At 55.2% G+C, this 20,498-nt stretch carries 16 protein-coding genes; 9 read left to right on the top strand and 7 right to left on the bottom strand.

Going from position 1 to position 20,498, the window contains the following annotated elements:
- Positions 1 to 12 precede the first annotated feature (12 nt).
- The 3 genes from FHT73_RS24060 to FHT73_RS24050 are packed head-to-tail and all read left to right on the top strand — an operon-like array spanning position 13 to position 2,316.
- Complete coding sequence (locus tag FHT73_RS24060) at positions 13 to 963, top strand: MBL fold metallo-hydrolase (RefSeq protein ID WP_183715315.1); 951 nt, start codon at positions 13 to 15, stop codon at positions 961 to 963.
- A gap of 22 nt (positions 964 to 985) precedes the next feature.
- Complete coding sequence (locus FHT73_RS24055) at positions 986 to 1,690, top strand: CoA transferase subunit A (protein WP_183715313.1); 705 nt, start codon at positions 986 to 988, stop codon at positions 1,688 to 1,690.
- On the top strand, positions 1,690 to 2,316 hold the full coding sequence (locus FHT73_RS24050) for a 3-oxoacid CoA-transferase subunit B (protein ID WP_183715311.1): 627 nt from the start codon (positions 1,690 to 1,692) through the stop codon (positions 2,314 to 2,316). The genes FHT73_RS24055 and FHT73_RS24050 overlap by 1 nt, the downstream gene beginning before the upstream one ends.
- An 820-nt stretch (positions 2,317 to 3,136) precedes the next feature.
- Here the strand turns inward: FHT73_RS24050 and FHT73_RS24045 are convergent.
- Both FHT73_RS24045 and FHT73_RS24040 read right to left on the bottom strand, forming a co-directional pair.
- The gene (locus tag FHT73_RS24045) at positions 3,137 to 4,846 is read right to left on the bottom strand and encodes an FAD-dependent oxidoreductase (RefSeq protein WP_183715309.1); all 1,710 of its coding nucleotides are present in this window, start codon (positions 4,844 to 4,846) and stop codon (positions 3,137 to 3,139) included.
- A gap of 12 nt (positions 4,847 to 4,858) precedes the next feature.
- Positions 4,859 to 5,614 (bottom strand): SDR family NAD(P)-dependent oxidoreductase, encoded by a 756-nt coding sequence (locus tag FHT73_RS24040; protein ID WP_183715307.1) that lies wholly within the window; start codon positions 5,612 to 5,614, stop codon positions 4,859 to 4,861.
- 580 nt (positions 5,615 to 6,194) lie between these two features.
- On the opposite strand from FHT73_RS24040, the gene FHT73_RS24035 reads away from it, so the two are divergent.
- The 4 genes from FHT73_RS24035 to FHT73_RS24020 are packed head-to-tail and all read left to right on the top strand — an operon-like array spanning position 6,195 to position 11,166.
- A complete protein-coding gene (locus tag FHT73_RS24035) occupies positions 6,195 to 8,672 on the top strand; it encodes an ATP-binding cassette domain-containing protein (RefSeq protein ID WP_183715304.1) in 2,478 nt (825 codons plus the stop codon).
- Between the two features lie 29 nt (positions 8,673 to 8,701).
- Positions 8,702 to 9,670 carry an ABC transporter permease gene (locus FHT73_RS24030; protein ID WP_210290472.1) on the top strand — a complete coding sequence of 323 codons (969 nt, stop codon included), beginning with the start codon at positions 8,702 to 8,704 and terminating at the stop codon, positions 9,668 to 9,670.
- Positions 9,671 to 9,706: 36 nt separating this feature from the next.
- Positions 9,707 to 10,360, top strand: coding sequence for an EthD family reductase (locus FHT73_RS24025; RefSeq protein ID WP_183715300.1), 654 nt, complete (start codon positions 9,707 to 9,709; stop codon positions 10,358 to 10,360).
- Positions 10,361 to 10,404: 44 nt separating this feature from the next.
- Positions 10,405 to 11,166, top strand: a complete 762-nt coding sequence (locus FHT73_RS24020; RefSeq protein WP_183715298.1) for a sulfite exporter TauE/SafE family protein — start codon at positions 10,405 to 10,407, stop codon at positions 11,164 to 11,166.
- A 343-nt stretch (positions 11,167 to 11,509) separates the two neighbouring features.
- Here FHT73_RS24020 and FHT73_RS24015 read toward each other — a convergent pair whose 3' ends face one another.
- The 4 genes from FHT73_RS24015 to FHT73_RS24000 form a co-directional block, all read right to left on the bottom strand.
- Positions 11,510 to 12,604, bottom strand: coding sequence for a substrate-binding domain-containing protein (locus tag FHT73_RS24015; RefSeq protein ID WP_183715297.1), 1,095 nt, complete (start codon positions 12,602 to 12,604; stop codon positions 11,510 to 11,512).
- A gap of 132 nt (positions 12,605 to 12,736) precedes the next feature.
- Positions 12,737 to 14,245: an aldehyde dehydrogenase family protein gene (locus FHT73_RS24010; protein WP_246699102.1), complete on the bottom strand. Its 1,509-nt coding sequence runs from the start codon at positions 14,243 to 14,245 to the stop codon at positions 12,737 to 12,739.
- A 60-nt stretch (positions 14,246 to 14,305) separates the two neighbouring features.
- A complete protein-coding gene (locus FHT73_RS24005) occupies positions 14,306 to 15,391 on the bottom strand; it encodes a substrate-binding domain-containing protein (RefSeq protein WP_183715295.1) in 1,086 nt (361 codons plus the stop codon).
- Entirely contained in the window at positions 15,391 to 17,016 is a 1,626-nt protein-coding gene (locus FHT73_RS24000; protein WP_183715293.1) for a choline dehydrogenase, read from the bottom strand. Before FHT73_RS24000 ends, FHT73_RS24005 begins: the two co-directional genes overlap by 1 nt.
- Before the next feature lie 529 nt (positions 17,017 to 17,545).
- On the opposite strand from FHT73_RS24000, the gene FHT73_RS23995 reads away from it, so the two are divergent.
- Entirely contained in the window at positions 17,546 to 18,346 is an 801-nt protein-coding gene (locus FHT73_RS23995; protein WP_183715291.1) for a helix-turn-helix domain-containing protein, read from the top strand.
- A 28-nt stretch (positions 18,347 to 18,374) separates the two neighbouring features.
- Positions 18,375 to 19,193 carry an IclR family transcriptional regulator gene (locus tag FHT73_RS23990; RefSeq protein WP_183715289.1) on the top strand — a complete coding sequence of 273 codons (819 nt, stop codon included), beginning with the start codon at positions 18,375 to 18,377 and terminating at the stop codon, positions 19,191 to 19,193.
- A gap of 63 nt (positions 19,194 to 19,256) precedes the next feature.
- Here FHT73_RS23990 and FHT73_RS23985 read toward each other — a convergent pair whose 3' ends face one another.
- A complete protein-coding gene (locus FHT73_RS23985; RefSeq protein WP_183715287.1) occupies positions 19,257 to 20,363 on the bottom strand; it encodes an alkene reductase in 1,107 nt (368 codons plus the stop codon).
- Positions 20,364 to 20,498: the final 135 nt, after the last annotated feature.

Here is a 20,498-nt window from a genome sequence, read left to right as displayed (position 1 = left end):
AAGGAACCAGGAATGGCTAAGGCATTTGCTTCGCAAGGCGATATGACGGAAAAGAACATCAGTTTCACGGAGATCGGTGAAGGTCTTTATGCCTTCACCGCCGAAGGCGATCCGAATTCGGGCGTAATTGTCGGCGACGATAGCGTCATGATCGTGGAAGCTCAGGCGACCCCTCGCCTCGCGCAGAAGGTAATAGACTGCGTGCGCACGGTTACTGACAAGCCGATCAGTCACGTCGTACTGACCCATTATCACGCAGTTCGCGTCCTTGGAGCGTCCGCGTTCCGAGCTCCCCAGGTCATCATGAGCGAGAGGGCTCGCTCGATGGTGGTCGAACGTGGCCTGGAAGATTGGGCTAGCGAGTTTCAGCGCTTTCCACGCCTTTTCGAAGGCCATGAGAGCATTCCCGGGCTTACTTGGCCAACGACGACCTTCAATGGCAAGATGACTGTCTTCCTTGGTGACCGACGCGTCGACATCATGCAGCTTGGTCGGGCTCACACGGCTGGGGATACCGTCATCCATGTCCCAGATGAAGATGTAATGTTCACCGGCGACATCGTTGAAGCGCATTCGGCCTGCTACTGTGGCGATGGTCACTTCGCTGACTGGAGCGGCACTCTCGAAACAATCCGCGATTTCAATCTGCACGCAATCGCCCCGGGTCGCGGTGGCGCGCTCATTGGCCACGAATCAGTGAATGAAGCAATAGACAGGACTAAGGACTTTATCGAGTCCACCTACCAACCAGCAAAGCGCGTGGCGGCCCGCAATGGCACCTTGAAGGATGCTTGGAATGCGATCCGTGAGGAATGCGATCCGAAGTTCAAGGACTATGCGATCTACGAGCACTGCCTGCCTTTCAACGTTTCCCGTGCCTACGACGAGGCCCGTGGCATCGACACGCCCCGTATCTGGACGGCGAAGCGCGACATGGAGATGTGGGAAGCCCTGCAAGGCTAATCCCGGCATCGGAGGAGGATAGATGAAGAAGATACATCCCGACGCCGACAGCGCGGTCCAAGGACTGCTCACCGACGGCATGACCATCGCCGCCGGAGGCTTCGGCCTCTGTGGTATCCCGGAGTTGTTGATTTCGGCATTGGCGAAAAGTGGGGTCAAAAATCTCACGATTGCATCCAACAATGCCGGCGTGGACAATTTTGGCCTGGGCTTGCTTCTGCAGAACCTTCAGGTGAAGAAAATGATTTCATCCTATGTCGGAGAAAACGCCGAGTTTATGCGGCAATATCTAAGCGGCATCCTGGAGATCGAATTCAACCCGCAAGGTACGCTCGCAGAACGGATGCGTGCCGGAGGTGCCGGTATCCCTGGGTTCTATACAAAGACCGGCGTTGGCACGCTCGTGGCCGAGGGTAAAGAGCACAAGGAATTCGATGGTCAGACATATATTCTGGAACGGGGCATTGTCGCTGATCTTGCTATCGTGAAGGCATGGAAGGCCGACACCACCGGGAACCTCGTCTTCAGGAAGACAGCTCGCAACTTTAACGTCCCGGCAGCAACGTGCGGAAAGGTCTGCATTGCCGAGGTCGAGGAGATCGTTCCAGTTGGCCAGCTTGCTGCAGACGAGATTCATCTTCCGGGCATTTATGTTCATCGGCTCATCCAGGGCGCTCACGAGAAGCGGATTGAACAGCGGACAACCAGACAGAAGGAAGCTGCGTGATGGCCTGGGATCGCAATGAGATGGCACAGCGGGCTTCCAAGGAATTGGAAGACGGCATGTATGTTAACCTCGGGATTGGTATTCCGACGCTCGTGGCGAACTATATTCCCGAAGACATTCATGTAACGCTGCAGTCCGAGAATGGTATGCTCGGCATGGGACCGTTTCCCATTGAGGGCGAGGAAGATGCCGATTTGATCAACGCTGGTAAGCAGACGATCACTGAACTGCCTCACTCAGCGTTCTTCGACAGCGCCACTTCCTTCGCAATGATCCGAGGCGGCAAGATCGACATGGCGATCCTTGGTGCAATGGAGGTGTCCGAGACCGGCGATCTGGCCAACTGGCTTATTCCGGGTAAGCTCGTCAAAGGAATGGGCGGCGCCATGGACCTAGTGGCCGGTGTTCGCAAGGTTGTAGTTGTCATGGATCACACGAGCAAGACCGGCGAGCCGAAGGTTCTAAAGGACTGTTCCCTGCCATTGACTGGGAAAGGGGTCGTCGACCGGATTATCACGAACCTTGCGGTGCTTGATGTTGTCGATGGAGGACTGAAGCTCATCGAGCTTGCACCCCGCGTAACGCTGGAAGATCTCCGCAAAAGCACACAGGCGAAAATCGTCTAAAGCTGGCTAACTCAAGTCTGTAAATAGATAGGCGTCCCTGTGGGCAAGAGCTTAACAGCTGAGCCGCTCGTGACTGAGGTTCGCGAGCGGGTTTCTTTTGTCGGGTGACAAGATTCCTGACGTACCACCCATGGTCTCAGATGCGCCTCGGGAAGGGGTGAAAGGCCTGATGTCCTCGCGTCACGGGGTTGATGTAGCTAAAAAAGCCTATTGAATTGACTTTCAACGAAAACCATTACGCCGGCACACCACCGCCACCTGCCTGTGATTGAAAAGTGGCATCAAAAGTTATCTAAGCTGCATCATTGTCCTGCTCTATGCCGTCGACAGTGGCGCTTCACTCAAAGTGGCCTCGCGAACCCTCTTTAGAGGCAGCGGCCTGGAGATGCTCTCCGCTGAAATGCTGGCGAACATCGCAACGCCGCTTGTGTCGCTGTCGGCGGGCTGCAAACTGGTCTCGCCGACGTGAGCGTTAACCGGCGACAGCAGAAGCAGAAAGACAAGAGGGTTCTAAAAATTTGCGCAGACCCCTCCGAAAGGCCACCTCCGGCCTCAACGCGTCGCACCTACGTGCGTCGTCAGCGACGAGCGCCCATAGCGTAAGCGGCAGTGGCGTAATCTGTGAAAACTGCATGAATCCAGGCTGTGAACGGATCAAAACGGTGAGCTACAAAAGGAAGCGGACGACGAGGCGAGCCAGATAATTGATGTTTCGTCCGGAAGCTTTAAAAGCCAATCCGCACAGCAAATGCCCTCGTTAGAGTAGCTTTTCCGTGAAAATGCTGGGAGTCCCTCCTTTCGAGGAATGCTCCCTTTTTGATCAGGAGTTTGCGCCCGACATGTGACGCGCGGCGATATAGCCGAAGGTCAGAGCCGGGCCGAGCGTGATGCCACCGCCCGGATAATTGCCACCCATGATGGACGCGGCGTCGTTGCCCGCCGAATACAGGCCTTCGATAGGCCTTCCAACATCGTCAAGAACTTGAGCGTTCTCATTGGTCTTGAGTCCAGCAAACGTTCCAAGGTCGCCTACATAGAGGCGGACAGCGTAGAACGGTCCCTTCTCTATGGGCGCAACGCAGGGGTTGGGCTTGTGCTGAGGATCACCTAGCGATCTGTTATAGCTGGTAGAACCCTTGCCAAACTGAGGGTCGTTGCCCTGCCGAGCGTGGGTGTTAAAGGTCGCGACAGTCGTTTCCAGCGCGGCCGGGTCCGCGCCGATTTGGCGAGCGAGGTCGGCGATAGTTTTGCCACAAAGGAGATAGCCCTGCTTTATCAGCTTTTTGTAAGGCACAGGAGCAGGCTTGGCAAACCCGAGTCCATATTTTCTAAAAGTCCGATGATCTGCAATGAACCACGCCGCATTCTCAGCGCCCTCGCCGCCTTCTTCTCTGCAGCGCTTAATCATTGCTTGGCAAAAGTCATGGTAGCTGTTCGCCTCGTTGACGAAGCGCTTACCGGATCGGGTGACAGCGATGACGCCAGGCTTTGAGCGGTCAACGAAGTGGGGAAAAGTTCCAAGAGTCCCGTCACTCTTCAGCGGCCGAGAAATCGGTACGAGTGCCGAGGAGAACGGCAGGTCGATTTGAACGGTCGCCCCAACGGACTCGCCCATGCGGAGACCGTCGCCGGTGTTACCGGGAGGCGCTGGCGATACGTGCTCGTAGCCGGATGGCGAATGAGGCATCAGCTGCTTTCGGCGAATAGGGTCTTGCGGAAATCCCCCAGCCGCGAGGACGACCCCTTTGCGCGCGATCACCTCAACGGGACCGTCGGGTCGATTCACGATTGCGCCGATCACGCGTCCTTTGGTATCGCGGATAAGTTCCTTCACCGGCGACGATGTCCAGATAGGCACATCCTTGTCGAACGCCGACTTCGCAAGGCGTCCGATCAACGCGTTGCCGTTCGTAAGCCGCATGGGCCTGCCATAGAACGCTACGTCGCGCAGGAATTTTGCAAACAACTTACCGACGTAGAAGGCGGAGATCGGCGACTTCATGACGTTAAAGAAGTGGAGCAATTCTTTCCCCGAGCCGATCATCATGCCAAGGATGGTGATTTCCGCAAGCGGCGGCCGCAGGTACTGGACGTTCTTGCCAAGCTGCCGGGCATCAAAGGGACGCGCCACAATGGACCGCCCACCGTCGATACCGCCTGGAGCGGTTGGATGATAGTCAGCAAACGTCGGCCCAAGATCGAACTCCAGGCTCGTATCCTTCTCGAAGAAATCGACGGCCTTCGGGCCGCTCTCCAGAAAAGCATCCACCTTTCGCTCATCAAAGAACTCACCGGTTTCGTGCTTGAGATAGGTCTTAGCGCGGTCAAACGAGTCTTGGACTCCTGCCCGCTGTGCTGGCGCATTGCAGGGAATCCACATCCAGCCACCTGACCGGGCAGTCGTCCCGCCGAATACAGGCTCTTTTTCTGCTACAACGACGGTGAGCCTGCGATGAGCGGCTGCGACAGCCGTGGAGAGGCCACCAGCCCCCGATCCCACGACCAAGACATCAACTTCGTGACGCTTCATTTTAATACTCCATCAAGATGCAAGATAGCCGCCGTCGACAGGCAGTAATGCACCCGTCACGTAACTCGACGCGGCCGACGATAAGAACAATACCGGCCCCACCAGCTCTTCCGGCTTACCCGGACGGCCAAGGGGCGTGTGAGCCATGAACCGGCCGATGGATTCCGGATTTTCGCGAGTTGTCACAGTCATAGGCGTTTCGATGACGCCTGGCGCAATTGCATTGACACGTATGCCATCTTTGGAAAGGTCGTGGGCGAGTGCTTTCGTTAGCTGCAGGACAGCACCCTTCGAAGCAGCGTAGGCTGTAAGTCCCGGGCCTGCCGAAACGGACATGATCGAAGCTAGATTTACTATCCTACCGCGCGTCTGTTTGAGTTGAGGCAGGAATGCTAGGACCATGTGCATGACCCCCGTCGCATTCACGGCTAATACGGCGTCCCAGTCACTAACAAATGTCTCCGAGTCGGGTGCGGTTCGACGAATGATGCCAGCGTTGTTGACCAATACGCTGACTGGCTGATCAAAAGCTTTGTTGATCTTGGCGGCGGCGGCGGCGCAGCTATCCGCTTTAGTCACATCCAAGGAGACCGCAATTGCTTGGCCATCTTGCGCTTTAATCTCGTTGGCCACCGCCTGGACAGCGTCGTCCTGAATGTCGCAACAAGCGACCTTAGCCCCGGCAGCTGCGAGGCCGATTGCAATAGCTCGACCGTTGCCCTGAGCGGCTCCCGTGACAACGGCAACCGCTCCCTGAATATCAAGCATATTTCCCTCCCTCGCCCAGCAATTTTAAGTGGCAGCGGCGCAAATTCGATATTCACGAACGCTTTTGATTATATACAATAAAACGACTTTGCCAATACCGAATGAGATATCCCAGGTCTCTGATTGCTCAGAAATGGCGATTCATCGAGGGTTAGGCCCCGCGCGACAACGCCTTCGTTTCTCTGGTGAAAGTGCGCTGGGAAATGTCGGGAGATCGAGAAAGCCGCAACTTCATTCGAATCACTGTCGCGAAATCGCGCTAAGTGTTTGTAAGCTCAGCGATTGAATGACGGCGCAATCCCACGGTAGCAAGGGACCTGGGCCGCCACCAATCCACCATCTTATTACGTCGCCATAGCCCTCTCGGCCTCATCGCTTCTGCGCCGAGAAATATCATATTGACAAATTACTTCATTATTAGAGAATGAAAATCGGAGGATGGTCACACGTCGTGGCCAGGCGGTCGTGGAATACGACCGGACGTCGGAGAGATTCGGGAGGAACTCATGAAGCTCCATTCCACCCTAAAAGGGCGCGAAGTCGCCATCCCGTGCGCCACAGGCTTCAATGAGGTGCGATCATGAACAACAACGCCGCCATTTTGCAGATGAAGAATGTAGCGAAGCACTTCGGAGCAGTCCGAGCGCTACAAGGCATTACGTTTGATGTTCGCGCCGGCGAAGTCCACGGTTTGGTCGGCGAGAACGGCGCGGGTAAGTCGACCCTGATGGGTATCGCATCCGGCGCTCTTGCGGCAACAGACGGAAACGTCTGGATATCCGGCGAAGAGGTTCGCGGCGATCCTCAGAAGGCAAGAAACCTTGGTCTAGCGATTGTTCGTCAAGAGCCCGCCTTGATGCCTGATCTTTCGGTTGCGGAGAACCTCTTTCTGGGTCTGCCTGAAGCTCGCAGACCGCGCCTGTCGAACTTGAATCCCTGGGCTAGGAACTTACTCCAGCGCTGGAGCACCAATGTCGCCATCGACGTTCGAGCACCCATCACAACACTTAATCCAGAGCAGCGCTTCATCGTCGAGATCGTCAAGGCTTTGGCGTGCGAACCTAAACTGCTGGTTCTCGATGAGCCGACTGAGCATCTCGCCACCGAAGACGTCGAACGCCTGTTCACACGAATTCGAGAAGTGACGGCTCGCGGGGCATCTGTCATCTACATCTCTCATCGGATCCGAGAAGTGCAGGCAATTGCCGATCGCCTCACCGTTCTGCGCGATGGCGAAGGACAAGGCTCATACGATGCCTCATCTCTGTCCGAAGACCAGATTGTCTCGCTAATCGTCGGTACTTCACTCGACAGAACCTTCCCGCCCAAGTCGACGTGGCATGACGGTCGGGTCATTCTTGAGACCAACAAGTTTTCTGGACCTGGTTTCGCGGATGTCACGCTAAAGGTGCGGGCGGGTGAGATCGTTGGTCTGGCAGGTATCGATGCCAACGGTCAGCGCGAGTTCATGCGAGCACTCGCAGGCATCAATCGAGGCAGCGGAAAGATCGTCATCAATGGTCAGGAAATCCGCATCCCCTCGTCCAAAGTTGCGATGCATCTCGGGATATCCTACCTGCCTGGAGATCGTCACCGCGAAGGCATCTTTGCTGACCTCGCCGTGCGCGAGAACTTCTCGATCCGCAGTCCAAGGCAAGACATACGCGGTGGTTTGATTAGTGCTTCCTCGGAAGAACGCCGCGCCAATGAGGCCGTCAAGCGTTTCAACGTCAAAACGCCTGATATTGACACACCGATCCGGTCTCTGTCCGGCGGCAACCAACAGAAGGTCGTGCTCGCAGGCGTCCTCGCGTCCAACCCAAAAGTTCTGCTCGTAGACGAGCCGACGCAAGGCGTAGACGTTGGCGCACGCGCGGAAATCTACAAGACGTTGAGAGAGGTTGCCGCTAAAGGCATCGCCATCATTCTCGTTTCGTCTGATCAACAAGAAGTCGCTGGTCTCAGCGACAAAGTGGCGATCTTCTCCCGTGGGCGGGTCGTGGAGACACTCTCTGCCGAAAGGGTCACAGAGGACAACATCACTGCATCGGTTCTCAAGGCTACGGGCCAGAGAGACAGACACCATAAAAATGTAGGCGCTATCTGGAGATGGGCTGCCGGCAATAGCGCGCCCCTCATAATGGTGGCAGCCGCAATTCTATTTCTTGGCGCCGCTGCCGCCTCGTACAACCCGTTTTATATCTCGCCGCGCAGTCTGACGGGAATGATGATGATGGTCGCGACCTTGGCGCTTGTCGCCTACGGACAACAGTTGCTCCTCCTTGTCGGAGGGATCGACCTCTCGGTCGGACCGTTAATGGGCCTATGCCAGGTGGTCGCATCTTTCTACCTGTTGGAGGAACTTGGTCCGGAATCTCACTTGATTGGCTGGGCTTTGCTGCTGCTCGTTGCGCTGATCGTCGGCTTGATCAATTGGCTGCTCGTTGAGCCATTGGGATTGCATCCAATGGTCGTGACGCTCGCCACTTTCATGGCAGTGCAGGCAGTTTCGCTTATCCTTCGCCCCGTACCAGACGGCATGATAGACTCCGACATCATGATGAGCCTTGGAACGAGGATCGGCATTTTCCCTGTTATATTCATTGTTGCTTTAGTCATAGCAGTGATCTTGGAGTTTGTCCTATATCGCCGAACTCTTGGTCTATCGCTGCGAGGCCTTGGTTCTCGCCAGGAAGCAGCTCGAACTGCCGGTATCAGGCCAGCAACCACACGACTGCTTGCCTATGTCGGATGCTCTATCCTCGCTGGTATCGCGTCGATCTCGATGATGCCTCAGGTGGGAATCGGTGATCCGCGAGCAGGCATTGGATATACCCTGGGATCAATCGCCGCCGTTGTCATTGGTGGTGCAAGCCTTTTCGGTGGTCGCGGCTCGTTCATTGGTGCATTCCTTGGAGCGGTCTTCATCACTCAGGTCAACTCTGTTACATCGTTTCTCAGCCTTGATCAGGCTTGGCAGTCTTATCTGCTCGGCTTCCTTATTCTTGCAGCAGTGTCGCTCTACTCGAAGAGCCGCCAGAAAGTGGTGCAGGCATGACCCAGGCAGCTATTCGTGAGAAGAACTCCATGACGTTGATCACTGTCGGCGAGCGCGTACGCAGAACGTCCTTCAATGAATTCACTTGGATTTGGGGTGGAACAGCCCTGATTTTCATCGTTAGCGCGATTGTGGCACCCGGCACTATTCGCCTTGCCTCAATATCTTCAATGTTGCCGTTTGCTGCAATTCTCGCAATTGCAGCGGTAGGCCAGACCATCGTGATCCAACAGCGAGGTCTCGACATGTCGCTGGCAGGCATCATGACCCTTTCTGGTTTACTGCTGGCAAAATTCGGTTTCATGACGGGATCACTGTTGCTGGCCGTTCCACTAACGCTGATCTGCGCTTGCCTGTTCGGTATTCTGAATGGCTTGTTGGTTGCCAAGGTTAACATCACCCCCATCGTTACGACCCTTGCGGTCAATGCGATCCTGCTCGGGGCAGTGCGCACTATTTCAGGCGGCAGTCCGATGTCTGCGCCGCCGGAGCTGGCAGCGTTTTCACATTATCAGGTGCTCGGCGTTCCCATGACCCTCATCTTGGCGCTGGTGTTCATCATCTTCATCAGCGTGGCCACCAGACGAACAGTATATGGACGGCGCTTCGTTGCCGTCGGTGCAAACCCAGCGGCCGCTGCGGCGGGTGGCATCTCTGTCCTTCCCTATCAAATTGGAACCTATGCGATTGCTGCGATCTGCTTTGCCGTCGCCGGAATGTTATATACGGGCTTCATCGGTTCAGCTTCCCAAACCGCAGGAAATGACTATCTTCTGCCTGCCATCGCGGCAGTTGTTGTCGGGGGGACGCCGTTTACGGGTGGTAGGGGAAGCGTGGTCGCAAGCGGCATAGCGGCCCTCTTCATGGTGCAGCTAGGTCAGATGGTTCTCGCCTTGGGTGCGGACACGGCTGTCCAGCTTCTGGTTCAGGCACTCTCGATCATCATCGCCGTAACGATCCGCTACATTCCGAACGCTTTGAGTGTGCTGAGGTCCTGACCTCAACCGCAACTACCTTCTGATACGGAATCTAAGATGATCTCAGTCTTTGGTCTGATGCGCTTTAACGAGGGTTACTCCACAGCTGAAGCAAAGGACACCGTTGCCGCAAGAATCGCTGAGAGACCGCAATTGCCGGGTTCAGTGGTGAACTTGGCGACTAGCCGTGGTCAGCTCGGCATCAGTTGCCAGCGCGGAAGCCTGGAAGTCGACGCCATCTCCCAGTTCAAGGTCGCGGATGTGTCTGCTGCCTTCACGGCTGCGGAACTGGGCGAAATGGATGTCGGCGCTGGCCTATCGCAAGGAGAGCTTACGGACATTTTCGTGCTGACTGCCTTTAGGAACACCGTTATCGAGCCGCCAACCACAGGCAAATACGTGAAACTTATGTCTCTGCTCACCAAGAGGACCGATGTAGATCTTGAGCAATTCCGAAGTGAATGGTTCGGTCTCCACGCGGTCCTTCTAAATCGTATGTCCGGCATCTTGGGTTATCGACAGAACTTCATCGTTGATGCTCCTCCCCGTGGCGACCGGACGCCGCTTCATGGCATTGTCGAGTTGTGGTTCGAAAGCGCCGAGGCAATCGAAAGAGCGTTCCGGTCGGACAAGGGCATCACCACGATGACCCACGCGAAAGAGTTCATTGGTGAGATCACTACCTACACGGTCGATCCAATCGACCTCTAAGGCGATCAATCCCTCCTAGAGTTTTCCTTGAAGGGCGTGGTAACGTGTATCCAGACCTGTCGTTTTACATCATCGCGACCACGGCGATTGTCATCTTGGGTCTTTCTAAGGGCGGTTTCGCTGGCGTCGGCATGATCAGTACTCCAATGTTGGCGTTGGTGATGGGTCCCCTTGAGGCCGCAAGTTTCATGTTGCCGGTGATGCTAAGCCAGGACGCTATCGCCGTTTTTATGTACCACCGGATTTTTAATAAAAGATCGTTGGCGGTGCTTTTGCCAGGGGCCGTAGTTGGTGTCATAGCCGCCTACCTACTCGCTTCCACTGTTGCCGAGTGGGTGGTCGAGCTAGTTCTAGGAGTTGTTTCCCTCCTATTCGCCCTGTGGCAGCTTGTTGTGACTTTAAGAGGCGCGCCGATGGTTGCTGACAAGGAAGTCAGGGGAAATCCGACTTTGGGAATTGCCTGCGGCGCTGGCGCTGGTTTCACGAGCACCATCGCGCATGCAGGCTCGCCGCCATTCCAGTTTTATACAATGCCGTTGCGGCTTGGTCGCGACGAGTACGTGGGGACCAGTGTCTATTTCTTCGCGATCCTTAACGTCATGAAACTACCGGTGTTCGTCGCGCTCGGGCAATTTCACGCGTCCGAACTTCCTCTCATCGCGATGTTCATCCCCATCGCAATGATCTCCAGCTGGGCCGGGGGCAAACTGGTGAGATACGTCAGCGTCGAAAAGTTCAATTTGCTGATTATCACGATGCTGATCGGTGTAAGCCTCGCTCTAATCGCTCAAGGTCTGAGCGGCTGATGCAGATCGGTGGAAACTGCACTAGTTCCTTTTTTTTGTGGCTACCGAAAAGCCACGGTTGCTTAACTGCTCTGGGCGGGTTTTTGAATATCCTTCCCAGCATCAAAAGCTGCTTCACTTCTTCCAATAGAAGCTTCCGTGACCGCATCGCCTCGACCACCTAACTCAAAGTGCCCGCCCGAAGGGGCAGACAAGAGCTGCACCTGGAGTAATGGCGAGGTGGGGAAACTAAGAAGGCTGAGATCTAGCGTGACCGTCAGTCGCAGCTTCGAACAATCAGGCGGCTACCTATAGGAGGCCGCCCCAATCGACTAGGGCGGCCCAAGAACCAGCGACGGGACGATCACTGCGCGAAAAGCGCCTTCAGCTTATCCTGCGGCAGAGACGAACCAAGGTCGGCGTCCGGCGGCAGGTCTTTATTGCACGCTGGGTCCTTACCCTGCTCACTGTCGGCAAACGGGAACGCAACAAGAGCGCGTGGCTCCGTGTTCGCGATGCCATTCAACTTAGCAAGCGCAGCGCGGAGAGCGAACCGCGTGTCGGCTGTAGTCCCGCTGAGAGCCAACTGCTTCCACGCTTTGCCACTGGATTTTGCATCCATGTAAACGCACGAATACTCGTTGTTCGTCGCAATAAACGCCATTGCGGGAATCGGCAGACCAGCTGCTTGATATGCCTTGACAGCCGCGAGGCTCGTCACACCGTAATCCGACGCGATTGCATCGATCTTCGGGTATTTTGCGATCAAGCCAGATACCGCCTTCTGCGCATCTGCCGGGTTCCAATTGGTGACAATGAACTTCTCGTCCAATAGCTTGATTTTTGGGTAGTCCTTAAGGCCTTCCTTGTAACCATTCAGAAAGGTGACGGATGACGCCGATCCTGCGAGACCACCAAGGAAGACCGTGTTTCCCTCACCCACAGACTTGCCCACCCATTCGCCAAACATCTTTCCCGCTCGGAAGGCGTCTTCGTATGGATTAACCGAGTAATCGACGCCGACCTTGCCCTTCAAGTTGATGAAGTACGGCGCCATGGTGACACCTGCCTGCGTGGCTGCGCGATAAGCGGGCAGGGCAGCGTCGCCGAAGTCCGTGTAAGTCACGATGATATCGAAACCTTGGGCGGTGTAGCCGTTAATAGCGGAATTGTAAGTTTGAGCGTCGCCTCCCGCGTCCGTGTACTGGACCTCGGTGATGTTGGAGCACTTCGAAGCCTCGTCCTTCAACTCGGCCAGAGCTGTCTTGCGCCAAGAATTGCCCCCATACCCGTCCACCAGCGCGACGCGCAACGGTTTCGTACCGCAAAGTTTGGTGATATCGGCATGCTTATTTACGTAGACGAAATCATCGGCCAGCGCGGTCTCCGCTGCGATTGCAGCAAGCGCCGTCGATGCGGCCGCAAGAACGATCTTCCTCGTTACCCCATTAATCTTCATGATCACTCCTCCCAAGGCCAGTTGGAAAATGCGCCACGCGGCCACGACATGGGCGCACGAACCCACCCCGCATGTTTGGCCATGCGGAGCGGGGGATTGATTTTCAACGCCAAAAAATGAACCTAGCCGCTGTTAGCCCAAGAAGGCCGCGACCGACTTTACCTCGGTGTAGAGGTCGAGTGCAGGCTTGCCCATTTCCCGGCCCCAGCCCGACTCCTTGTAGCCGCCCCAAGGCATGTTGGCGTCGCTCTGATTGTGGGTGTTGATCCAGACGATACCCGCCTTGATCTTCGCTGCGAGTTTGTGTGCTCGTGCCAAGTCCCTTGTCCAAACGCTGGCGCCAAGACCGTAGTTCGTATTATTGGCCTCGCGAGCGAGCGCATCGATATTATCCGACGTGATCTTCATAGCGCTGATAACCGGGCCAAAGATTTCTTCACGATAAACCGTCATCTCGGGATTGATATTCGTCAGCAAAGTCGGCTTGACGAAGTAGCCCTCCCCTCCAAGCGGGCCACCGGTAACAATATTCGCGCCTTCATCGATGCCCTTCTGAAGCAAGCTAGTTACGCGGCTATACTGCTTCTGCGAGATGATCGGTCCAAGGTTTGTTGAAGCGTCGAGACCATGACCCAGCTTTAGACCTTCTGCGTATCGAGCTACACCTTCGACCACCCGATCAAAGACATCTTCATGTATGTAAAGACGTGACCCAGCCGTGCATGCCTGTCCGCTGTTCAAGAACACGGCCTCTGCTACACCTGGGATAGCTGCTTCGATGTCGGCATCAGGGAAGACGAAGACAGGGCTTTTGCCGCCAAGCTCAAGGCTGACGCGCTTCAGGTTACCGGCAGCAACCCGAACAATGGCCTTGCCGGTCGCTGTGCTGCCCGTAAAGCCGATCTTGTCAATGTCATGGTGATCGACCATGGCCGCACCAATCGAGCCGTCACCAGTGACGATGTTGACAACACCTTCAGGGATGCCAGCTTCAATGCAGATTTCTGCCAGGCGTAGAGCCGACAGCGGAGTGTCTTCCGCAGGCTTGACGATAACCGTGCAGCCGGCTGCAAGGGCGGGCGAAAGCTTCCAGGCTGCCATGAGGAAGGGCACGTTCCATGGAAGAATTTGGCCGACCACACCTACCGGTTCACGGAGGGTATAGGCATGCCAATCGCCAGCCATGTTCACACTGAGCGTTTCGCCACCGACCTTATCAGCCCAACCCGCGAAATAACGGAAGTGATCCGCGGCAAGAGCAATGTAGAAGTTTTTAACGACCCCGAATGGCGACCCTTCATCGAGAACGTCGAGTTCAGCGAGTTCCTGCGAATACTTATCGATGAGCTCGCCTACACGGTAGAGAATTTTCGCCCGCTCTTTCGGCTTCATCGTGCGCCACGGACCGTTTTCAAACGCCTCGCGTGCCGACTTGACGGCCGCGTTGACGTCCTCTTTACCCGCATCGGCAACGTTGGCAATCACCTTCCCGGTAGCTGGGTCGACAACATCGCGGCGCCGACCTTCCTTCGGATCATGGAACTGGCCACCGTAAAACAGCTGGTGGCGGCGCTTCAGAAACGACTTTGTCTCCTGGCTGACGCTAGCGAGTGGGTCGGAAATCTTGAACATGGAGTTCATGACGCAGCCTTTCTATTATCTGGATATTGGGCGTCTCGGGAGAGACGTTAGCCTGATCTATTACTTGAAGAGCGCTTCCAGCTTCTCCGGTGGGAGCAGGGAGGACAGGTCAGCGTCGGGAGGCGCGGTGTCGCTGCACTTTGGCTTTACGCCTTGTGTGCTATCTGCGAACACATAAGGGACTACGCCTAGCGGCTCCTTCGTCTGGATCTTGTTGTGATACGCCAGTGCTTGGCGAAGAGCGAACCGAATATCACCGTTCGAACCGTCAAGCGCGAGGTAGGGCCAAGCCTTTCCGTCCTTCAGCTCACTAAGGTACTTGCAGTTCATCTCATTGTTAGTCGCGATTGCCGCGATTGCGGGCACCTTCACACCGGCCTGTTCGAATGCCTTGATCGTTGCAAGAGACGTCACTCCGAAATCGGAGGCAATTGCGTCGATCTGCGAATACTTTGCGATCAGACCTGCGGCAGCCTTCTGGGCATCAGCCGGATTCCAGTTCGTGGTGATATAATTTTGGTCAAGCAGCTTCAGGTCCGGAAACGCCTTCAACCCTTCTTTGTAGCCCTTTAAGAAGTCGGCCGAAGAAGACGCGCCAGCCGGTCCGCCGAGCATCAGAACGTTGCCCTTGCCGTTGAGCGCTTTCCCGACCCACTCTGCAAATGACTTACCGATGGCGATGGAGTCCTGATAGGGGTTTACCGCGAAATCGACGCCCGGCTTTCCCTTGAGAACGCCGAAGAATGGGACCATCGTTACCCCGGCTTGGAGTGCCGAGCGATAGGCCGGAATCGCGGCGTCTCCGAAATCGGTGAAGGCCAAGATAATATCGAAGCCTTGTGCCGAGTAAGAGTTGATCGCCGAATTGTACGCCTGAGGGTCCCCACCGGCATCAGTGTACTGAATGCCGGTGATATTGGTGCACTTGCCCGCTTCGTCTTTAAGTTCGGCAAGCGTGATTTTGCGCCAAGTGTCGCCACCGTACCCGTCGATCAGCGCGATCCGGATCGGCTTGGTGCCGCACAATGGTTTGATGTCGGCGCCCTGATCGACACGAGCGGACTGAGCGTAGCTTCCGGACGCCGCCGATGCGGCAAGTGCGAAAACGGCTGAGAAAAGTGCCAATTTCGAGGTCATCATGCTCATTAGTGTGCGTTCTCCAGCTGGCGTTCCGCAGACGCTCCTGAAGCTGCGGCACGGATCATGTCAGCAGCCTTCTCGCCGATCATGATGGTCGGGGCGTTGGTGTTCCCGCTCGTAAGGGTGGGCATAACCGAGGCGTCGACGACGCGAAGTCCATCGATACCCCGAACGCGAAGCTTGTCATCCACGACAGCCATCGGGTCCGAACCCATCTTGCAGGTGCCGACAGGGTGATAGACGCTTTCACAACGGGTTTTGATGTATTCGTTGAGGCCCTCGTCACTCGTAACATCGGCACCAGGGGCATACTCAGTGCCTCGGATATCATCGAACGCTTTTTGATTGACGATCTCGCGCGACATGCGAAGCGCATCGCGCATTACACGCAGATCGTCTGGTACTGAGAAGAAATTCGGGTCGAGAGCCGGAAGTTCACGCGGGTTAGACGACTTGGCGAGGACGGTTCCCCGGCTCTGTGGGCGCGAGAGGTTGAAGTATGGCATAAAGCCCTCTTCCCAGATGATCTCACGGCCATGATCGTTGTACATACACATGTTCAGGTGCCACTGAACATCTGGAGCGATGACTTCTGGACGAGTCTTCAAGAACGACATAACCTCGACGCCATGCGCAGCGGCCGCGCCAGCTCCTGTAAGAAAATACTGAGCGACGCCAAGAACCTGGCGGTGGAATTTGAGATACTTGAGAACCGAGAGCGGCTTGGTAATGCGGACCTTGAGGCCGCAACCGACGTGATCTTGGAGGTTCTGGCCGACGCCAGGAAGCGAGTGTTCGGCTTTGACGCCGATTTTCTTGAGGTGCTCGGGATCGCCGATCCCCGAAATCTGGAGGAGATGGGGAGAATTAAATGCCCCACCCGATACAATAACTTCCTTGTCAGCATAAATCGACTTGACTTCGCGGCCTTGAAGATACTCAACGCCAACCGCCCGACCATTCTTAAGAATAATCTTGGAGGCCAGCGCTCTCGTAATTACGGTAAGGTTCTTACGATCTTTGATCGGAGTGATATAGCACCGCGAGACGCTCGATCGGATACCGTCAGCTAGCGTGCCATCACACGGCCCGAATCCTTCCTGATTGCCCGAGTTCAAATCGTCGTTGTACTTGTACCCAGCCTGCTTGCCAGCTTCGAGCCAGGCCTTAGAGATCGGGTTGGAAATAGCGGCACGAGACGTCTTCAGCGGACCGTCGTAACCGTGAACATTGGGGTCGCCACCCCCGCACCAGCCTTCAGCTTTCTTAAAGTACGGAAGAATGCTGTCGTAATCCCAGCCGCGATTGCCAAGTTGCGCCCAACCATCATAGTCCGTGTGATCGCCGCGCGTATAAATCATACCGTTCACCGTCGTACACCCGCCGACGCTCTTGGCGCGAGGAACCAGCATAATGCGGTTGTTCACATGCTTCTGAGGGACTGTATAGTAACCCCAGTCAAGCTGGAGCGTCTGCATAAGGCGAAAATAGCCAGCAGGCATATGAATGAAGGGGCTTTTATCCCAGTCGCCGGCTTCAAGAAGCGTCACTTCAACGGCTGGGTCGGCGGACAGTCGGTTCGCCAGTACCGCACCCGCAGAGCCAGCGCCAACGATGATGTAGTCAGTCATTTCAATCCTCCCGAAACGATGCCGATACAGCAGCTTAAGGCCGCAAAAATCGTTCGGCACCTCCCAATGCTTAACGGCGATTATTCATCGCCGAATATTTTTGTCAATAACAAATTTCTCGCGATACCAAGTCAGCGACGATTTAGGGCGCCAATCCTGTCGCCCATGTGAGGATTGAAATTTAATGACAAACTGTCGTAGGCCGCCTATGTCAAACGCTCCCAACAAGCATTAGCGATAGCCGCAGCAATACCGCAGATCGATAAGTTGACGTCAGCAGCATCAGAATGTCGACATCGCTAAGCCTGGGCTAAGCCCCTGCAATCGCCCTACCGTGGTAACTTTTGTTGGCGTCGCTGCCGATGCCGAGTTGATCGCACCGACCCCCCAAGGTCACGCCGAAAAGTGGCTTGGCATCTAACATTGCCAAAGCGCTCCGTTCATATGTAATGTGATAGTGATGGTATGCGACTAGCACCTGAATTATTTTGGACAAGGCAGCTTGTAGAGTCGCAACTGGGAGGACAATGTGGCACGAGACGCACGCGGAATTCAATCCATAGAAGTTGGCGGACGAATTCTCAGTGCCCTGATGCACGCGAGTGGTCCCATGATGCTTAGAGATTTGGCATCAGCGGCCAATCTCGCACCCGCTCAATGTCATGGTTACCTGACGAGTTACAAGAATATCGGCTTGGTCGAGCAGGACAGCAGGTCAGGATTTTACCAGCTTGGCCACTTCGCACTGAGGCTTGGTATCGGCCGCATTCGTGGAGTCGGATTGCTGAATTCTGCGTCCCAAGCCATATATCATCTCTCAGAAGAACTTGGTTTCATGGTGTTGATGGTGGTCTGGGGACCGCACGGTCCGACCATCGTGCAAGTAAGTGAGGGCAGGTCGCCTCTGACTCTGAACATTCGTCAAGGAACGCTCTTTTCGGTGACGGGAACAGCAAGTGGCATCGTCTTTGGCGCGTTCAGCAATCCTGAAGGAATGGACCGAATTGTAGATTCGGAACTGAACGGTCAAACAAGAAGCCATTCTCTCGGAAAAATTCCGCCTCGAAAGACGTATGAACTCGCTGTAAAAAAAGCTCAGGAATACGGCTATTCGGAAACGGTCGGTACGCCAATTCCAGGGATTAATGCTGTTTCAGCTCCGGTCTTCAACCGGCAATCAAAGCTAGAGTTGGTTATCACTCTCATAGGCCGCACGGAAGACATGCCTGTCGACGAGGGATCGGTTGCGGTCACTAAATTGCTCTCCGTTACGACGGGACTGTCTGAAAACACCTCTAGTGTGGGCGAAGCCAACGCTGCCTCCGCTTAATCTATTTGCCTTGACCCGGGGATCAAAGATGAACGTTCGAGTAAATGCTTCAGATAAAAGTGAAGCTAGAGGCATCCAGTCCATTGAGGTCGGTGCAAGACTTCTGAACGTTCTCGTCGAGGAGGAAGAGCCAATGATGCTAAAGGATTTGGCTCGCCTAGCAGGGATCGCTCCCGCCCAGGCTCACGCCTATCTTGTCAGCTACCGGAAACTCGGACTCATCGAACAAGAAGAGGCTGCTGGACGTTATCGTCTCGGTCCCTTCGCTCTAGAACTTGGCATAACTCGCATGCGTACGGTCGACCCCATGAGGATGGCACGGGAAGCCGCCACCGATCTTTCACTAAAAAGCGGTCTGAACGTTGCCCTTGTAGTTTGGGGCTCATTTGGTCCGACAGTCATTCAGGTTCAGGAGAGCGGCAGCCAACTGAACATGAACACGCGCGTTGGAACCGTCTACTCACTGACGGGAACAGCAAGTGGTAGGGCATTCGCAGCATTTATGCCTGAAGGGATGGTGCGCGAAGCTATTCGATCCGAACGCAAAGACGAACCGGGCTCGGGACGTGTTGGAAAGTCGAAGTTTTTGTCACGCTCAGAGATTGAAGCCATACGTACCGCAGGATATGCAACAATTGATGAACCTCCGGTTCCGGGCATCAACGCTTTGTCAGCTCCCGTTTTCGATCACATGGGCCAGATGCAATGCGCCATAACCGCGATCGGATTGGACACGGTTATGAGTAATTCACCTGATAGCGAATATATTCCAATGCTTCTCGAAACTACGCGTCAGCTCTCATTTCAATTGGGATATTCGAGTTCGAAATCGCTGCGAAAGCCATAGAAAGAACGCGTCATGCGGACCCGAAGCTTTCGGATGCGCCCAGGACGGCACCGGCAAAGATCATCAGGCCCGCCTGTAACGCGGATAGTCAATATACCCCTCGACGCCGGTGCCGTAATAGGCTTCTCGCTCCGCTGGAGTTGTCGGCCAGTCATTTGCCAGCCTTTCGACCAAGTCTGGATTGGAAATGAACGGCCGCCCTATGGCGATCAAATCCAGGAGACCGGCGTCCAGCGCTTCCTGTCCCGTCGCTTTGTCAAAGCCACCGGCAGCTATGAGCGTGCCCGCATACATTTTTCGGATCAGTTTTAGGAAATCGGCCGGAATACCAGGCAGACCAGACGTTCCAATGGTGTGCTGGTCACTCAGGTGTAGGTAGGCGAGCGCTCGTTGGTTCAGTTCGCCGATTAGCGCCAACCAAGTCTCTGCTTCCGTATCGTATGGCCTCATGTCGTGAAGTCGGCCGAAAGGTGAGATACGCAACCCGACACGGTGGTCGCCAATGGCGTCGATCGTAGCATCGATGACTTCCAGGGTGAAGCGAAGCCTGTTCTCAATCGATCCACCATATTTGTCTGTTCGATCATTCAGCGCTCCACTAAGGAATTGTTCGAAAATGTAGCCATTCGCGCCATGCAATTCGACACCGTCGAAACCGGCTTCCACTGCATTCAATGCTGCTTGGACAAAATCCTGCACAATACGCGAGACTTCGTCGGTCCCAAGTGCGCGCGGTGCAGAGCACGCCTGTTTACCCGCAACTCCATTTTCATCGTACGCGAACGCGGTGGAATTAGCAGCAACTATAGATGCCGACGAAACGGGTTGCCCCTGTTCCGGCTGGAGTGAGAAATGGGAAATGCGCCCCACATGCCAAAGTTGAGCGAAGATGCGTCCCTTGGCCATATGAACAGCATCGGTGACCAATCGCCACCCGTCTATCTGAGCAGCATCATGGATACCCGGTGTGAACAAATAACCTCGCCCTTCCTGTGATATCTGAGTGCCCTCAGAAATAATCAACCCTGCACTTGCTCGTTGAGCATAGTAGAGGGCGGTCGCCGCATCGGGTATCAAATTTGCCGCGCGCGACCTTGTCATAGGTGCCATTACTATACGGTTCGGAAGGGACATCCCCGATAGGTCGTAGGGTTGAAATAGGCTTGTCATATTTAACTCCTTGGTCCCAAACTAACTGATAGGCTAAATGATTCCCACCTAGGGGCTCACCGTAGCGAAATCAGGCAACGAAGCTATTTGCTGTCGTTCAAATTTCCCAAAGCGGATTCCACCCCAATACATTGC

Source organism: Rhizobium sp. BK098 (assembly GCF_014193155.1).
Classification (GTDB): Bacteria; Pseudomonadota; Alphaproteobacteria; order Rhizobiales; family Rhizobiaceae; genus Rhizobium.
Note: the sequence above shows the minus strand (reverse complement) of the source record. Positions and strands in the feature narration are given on the sequence as shown.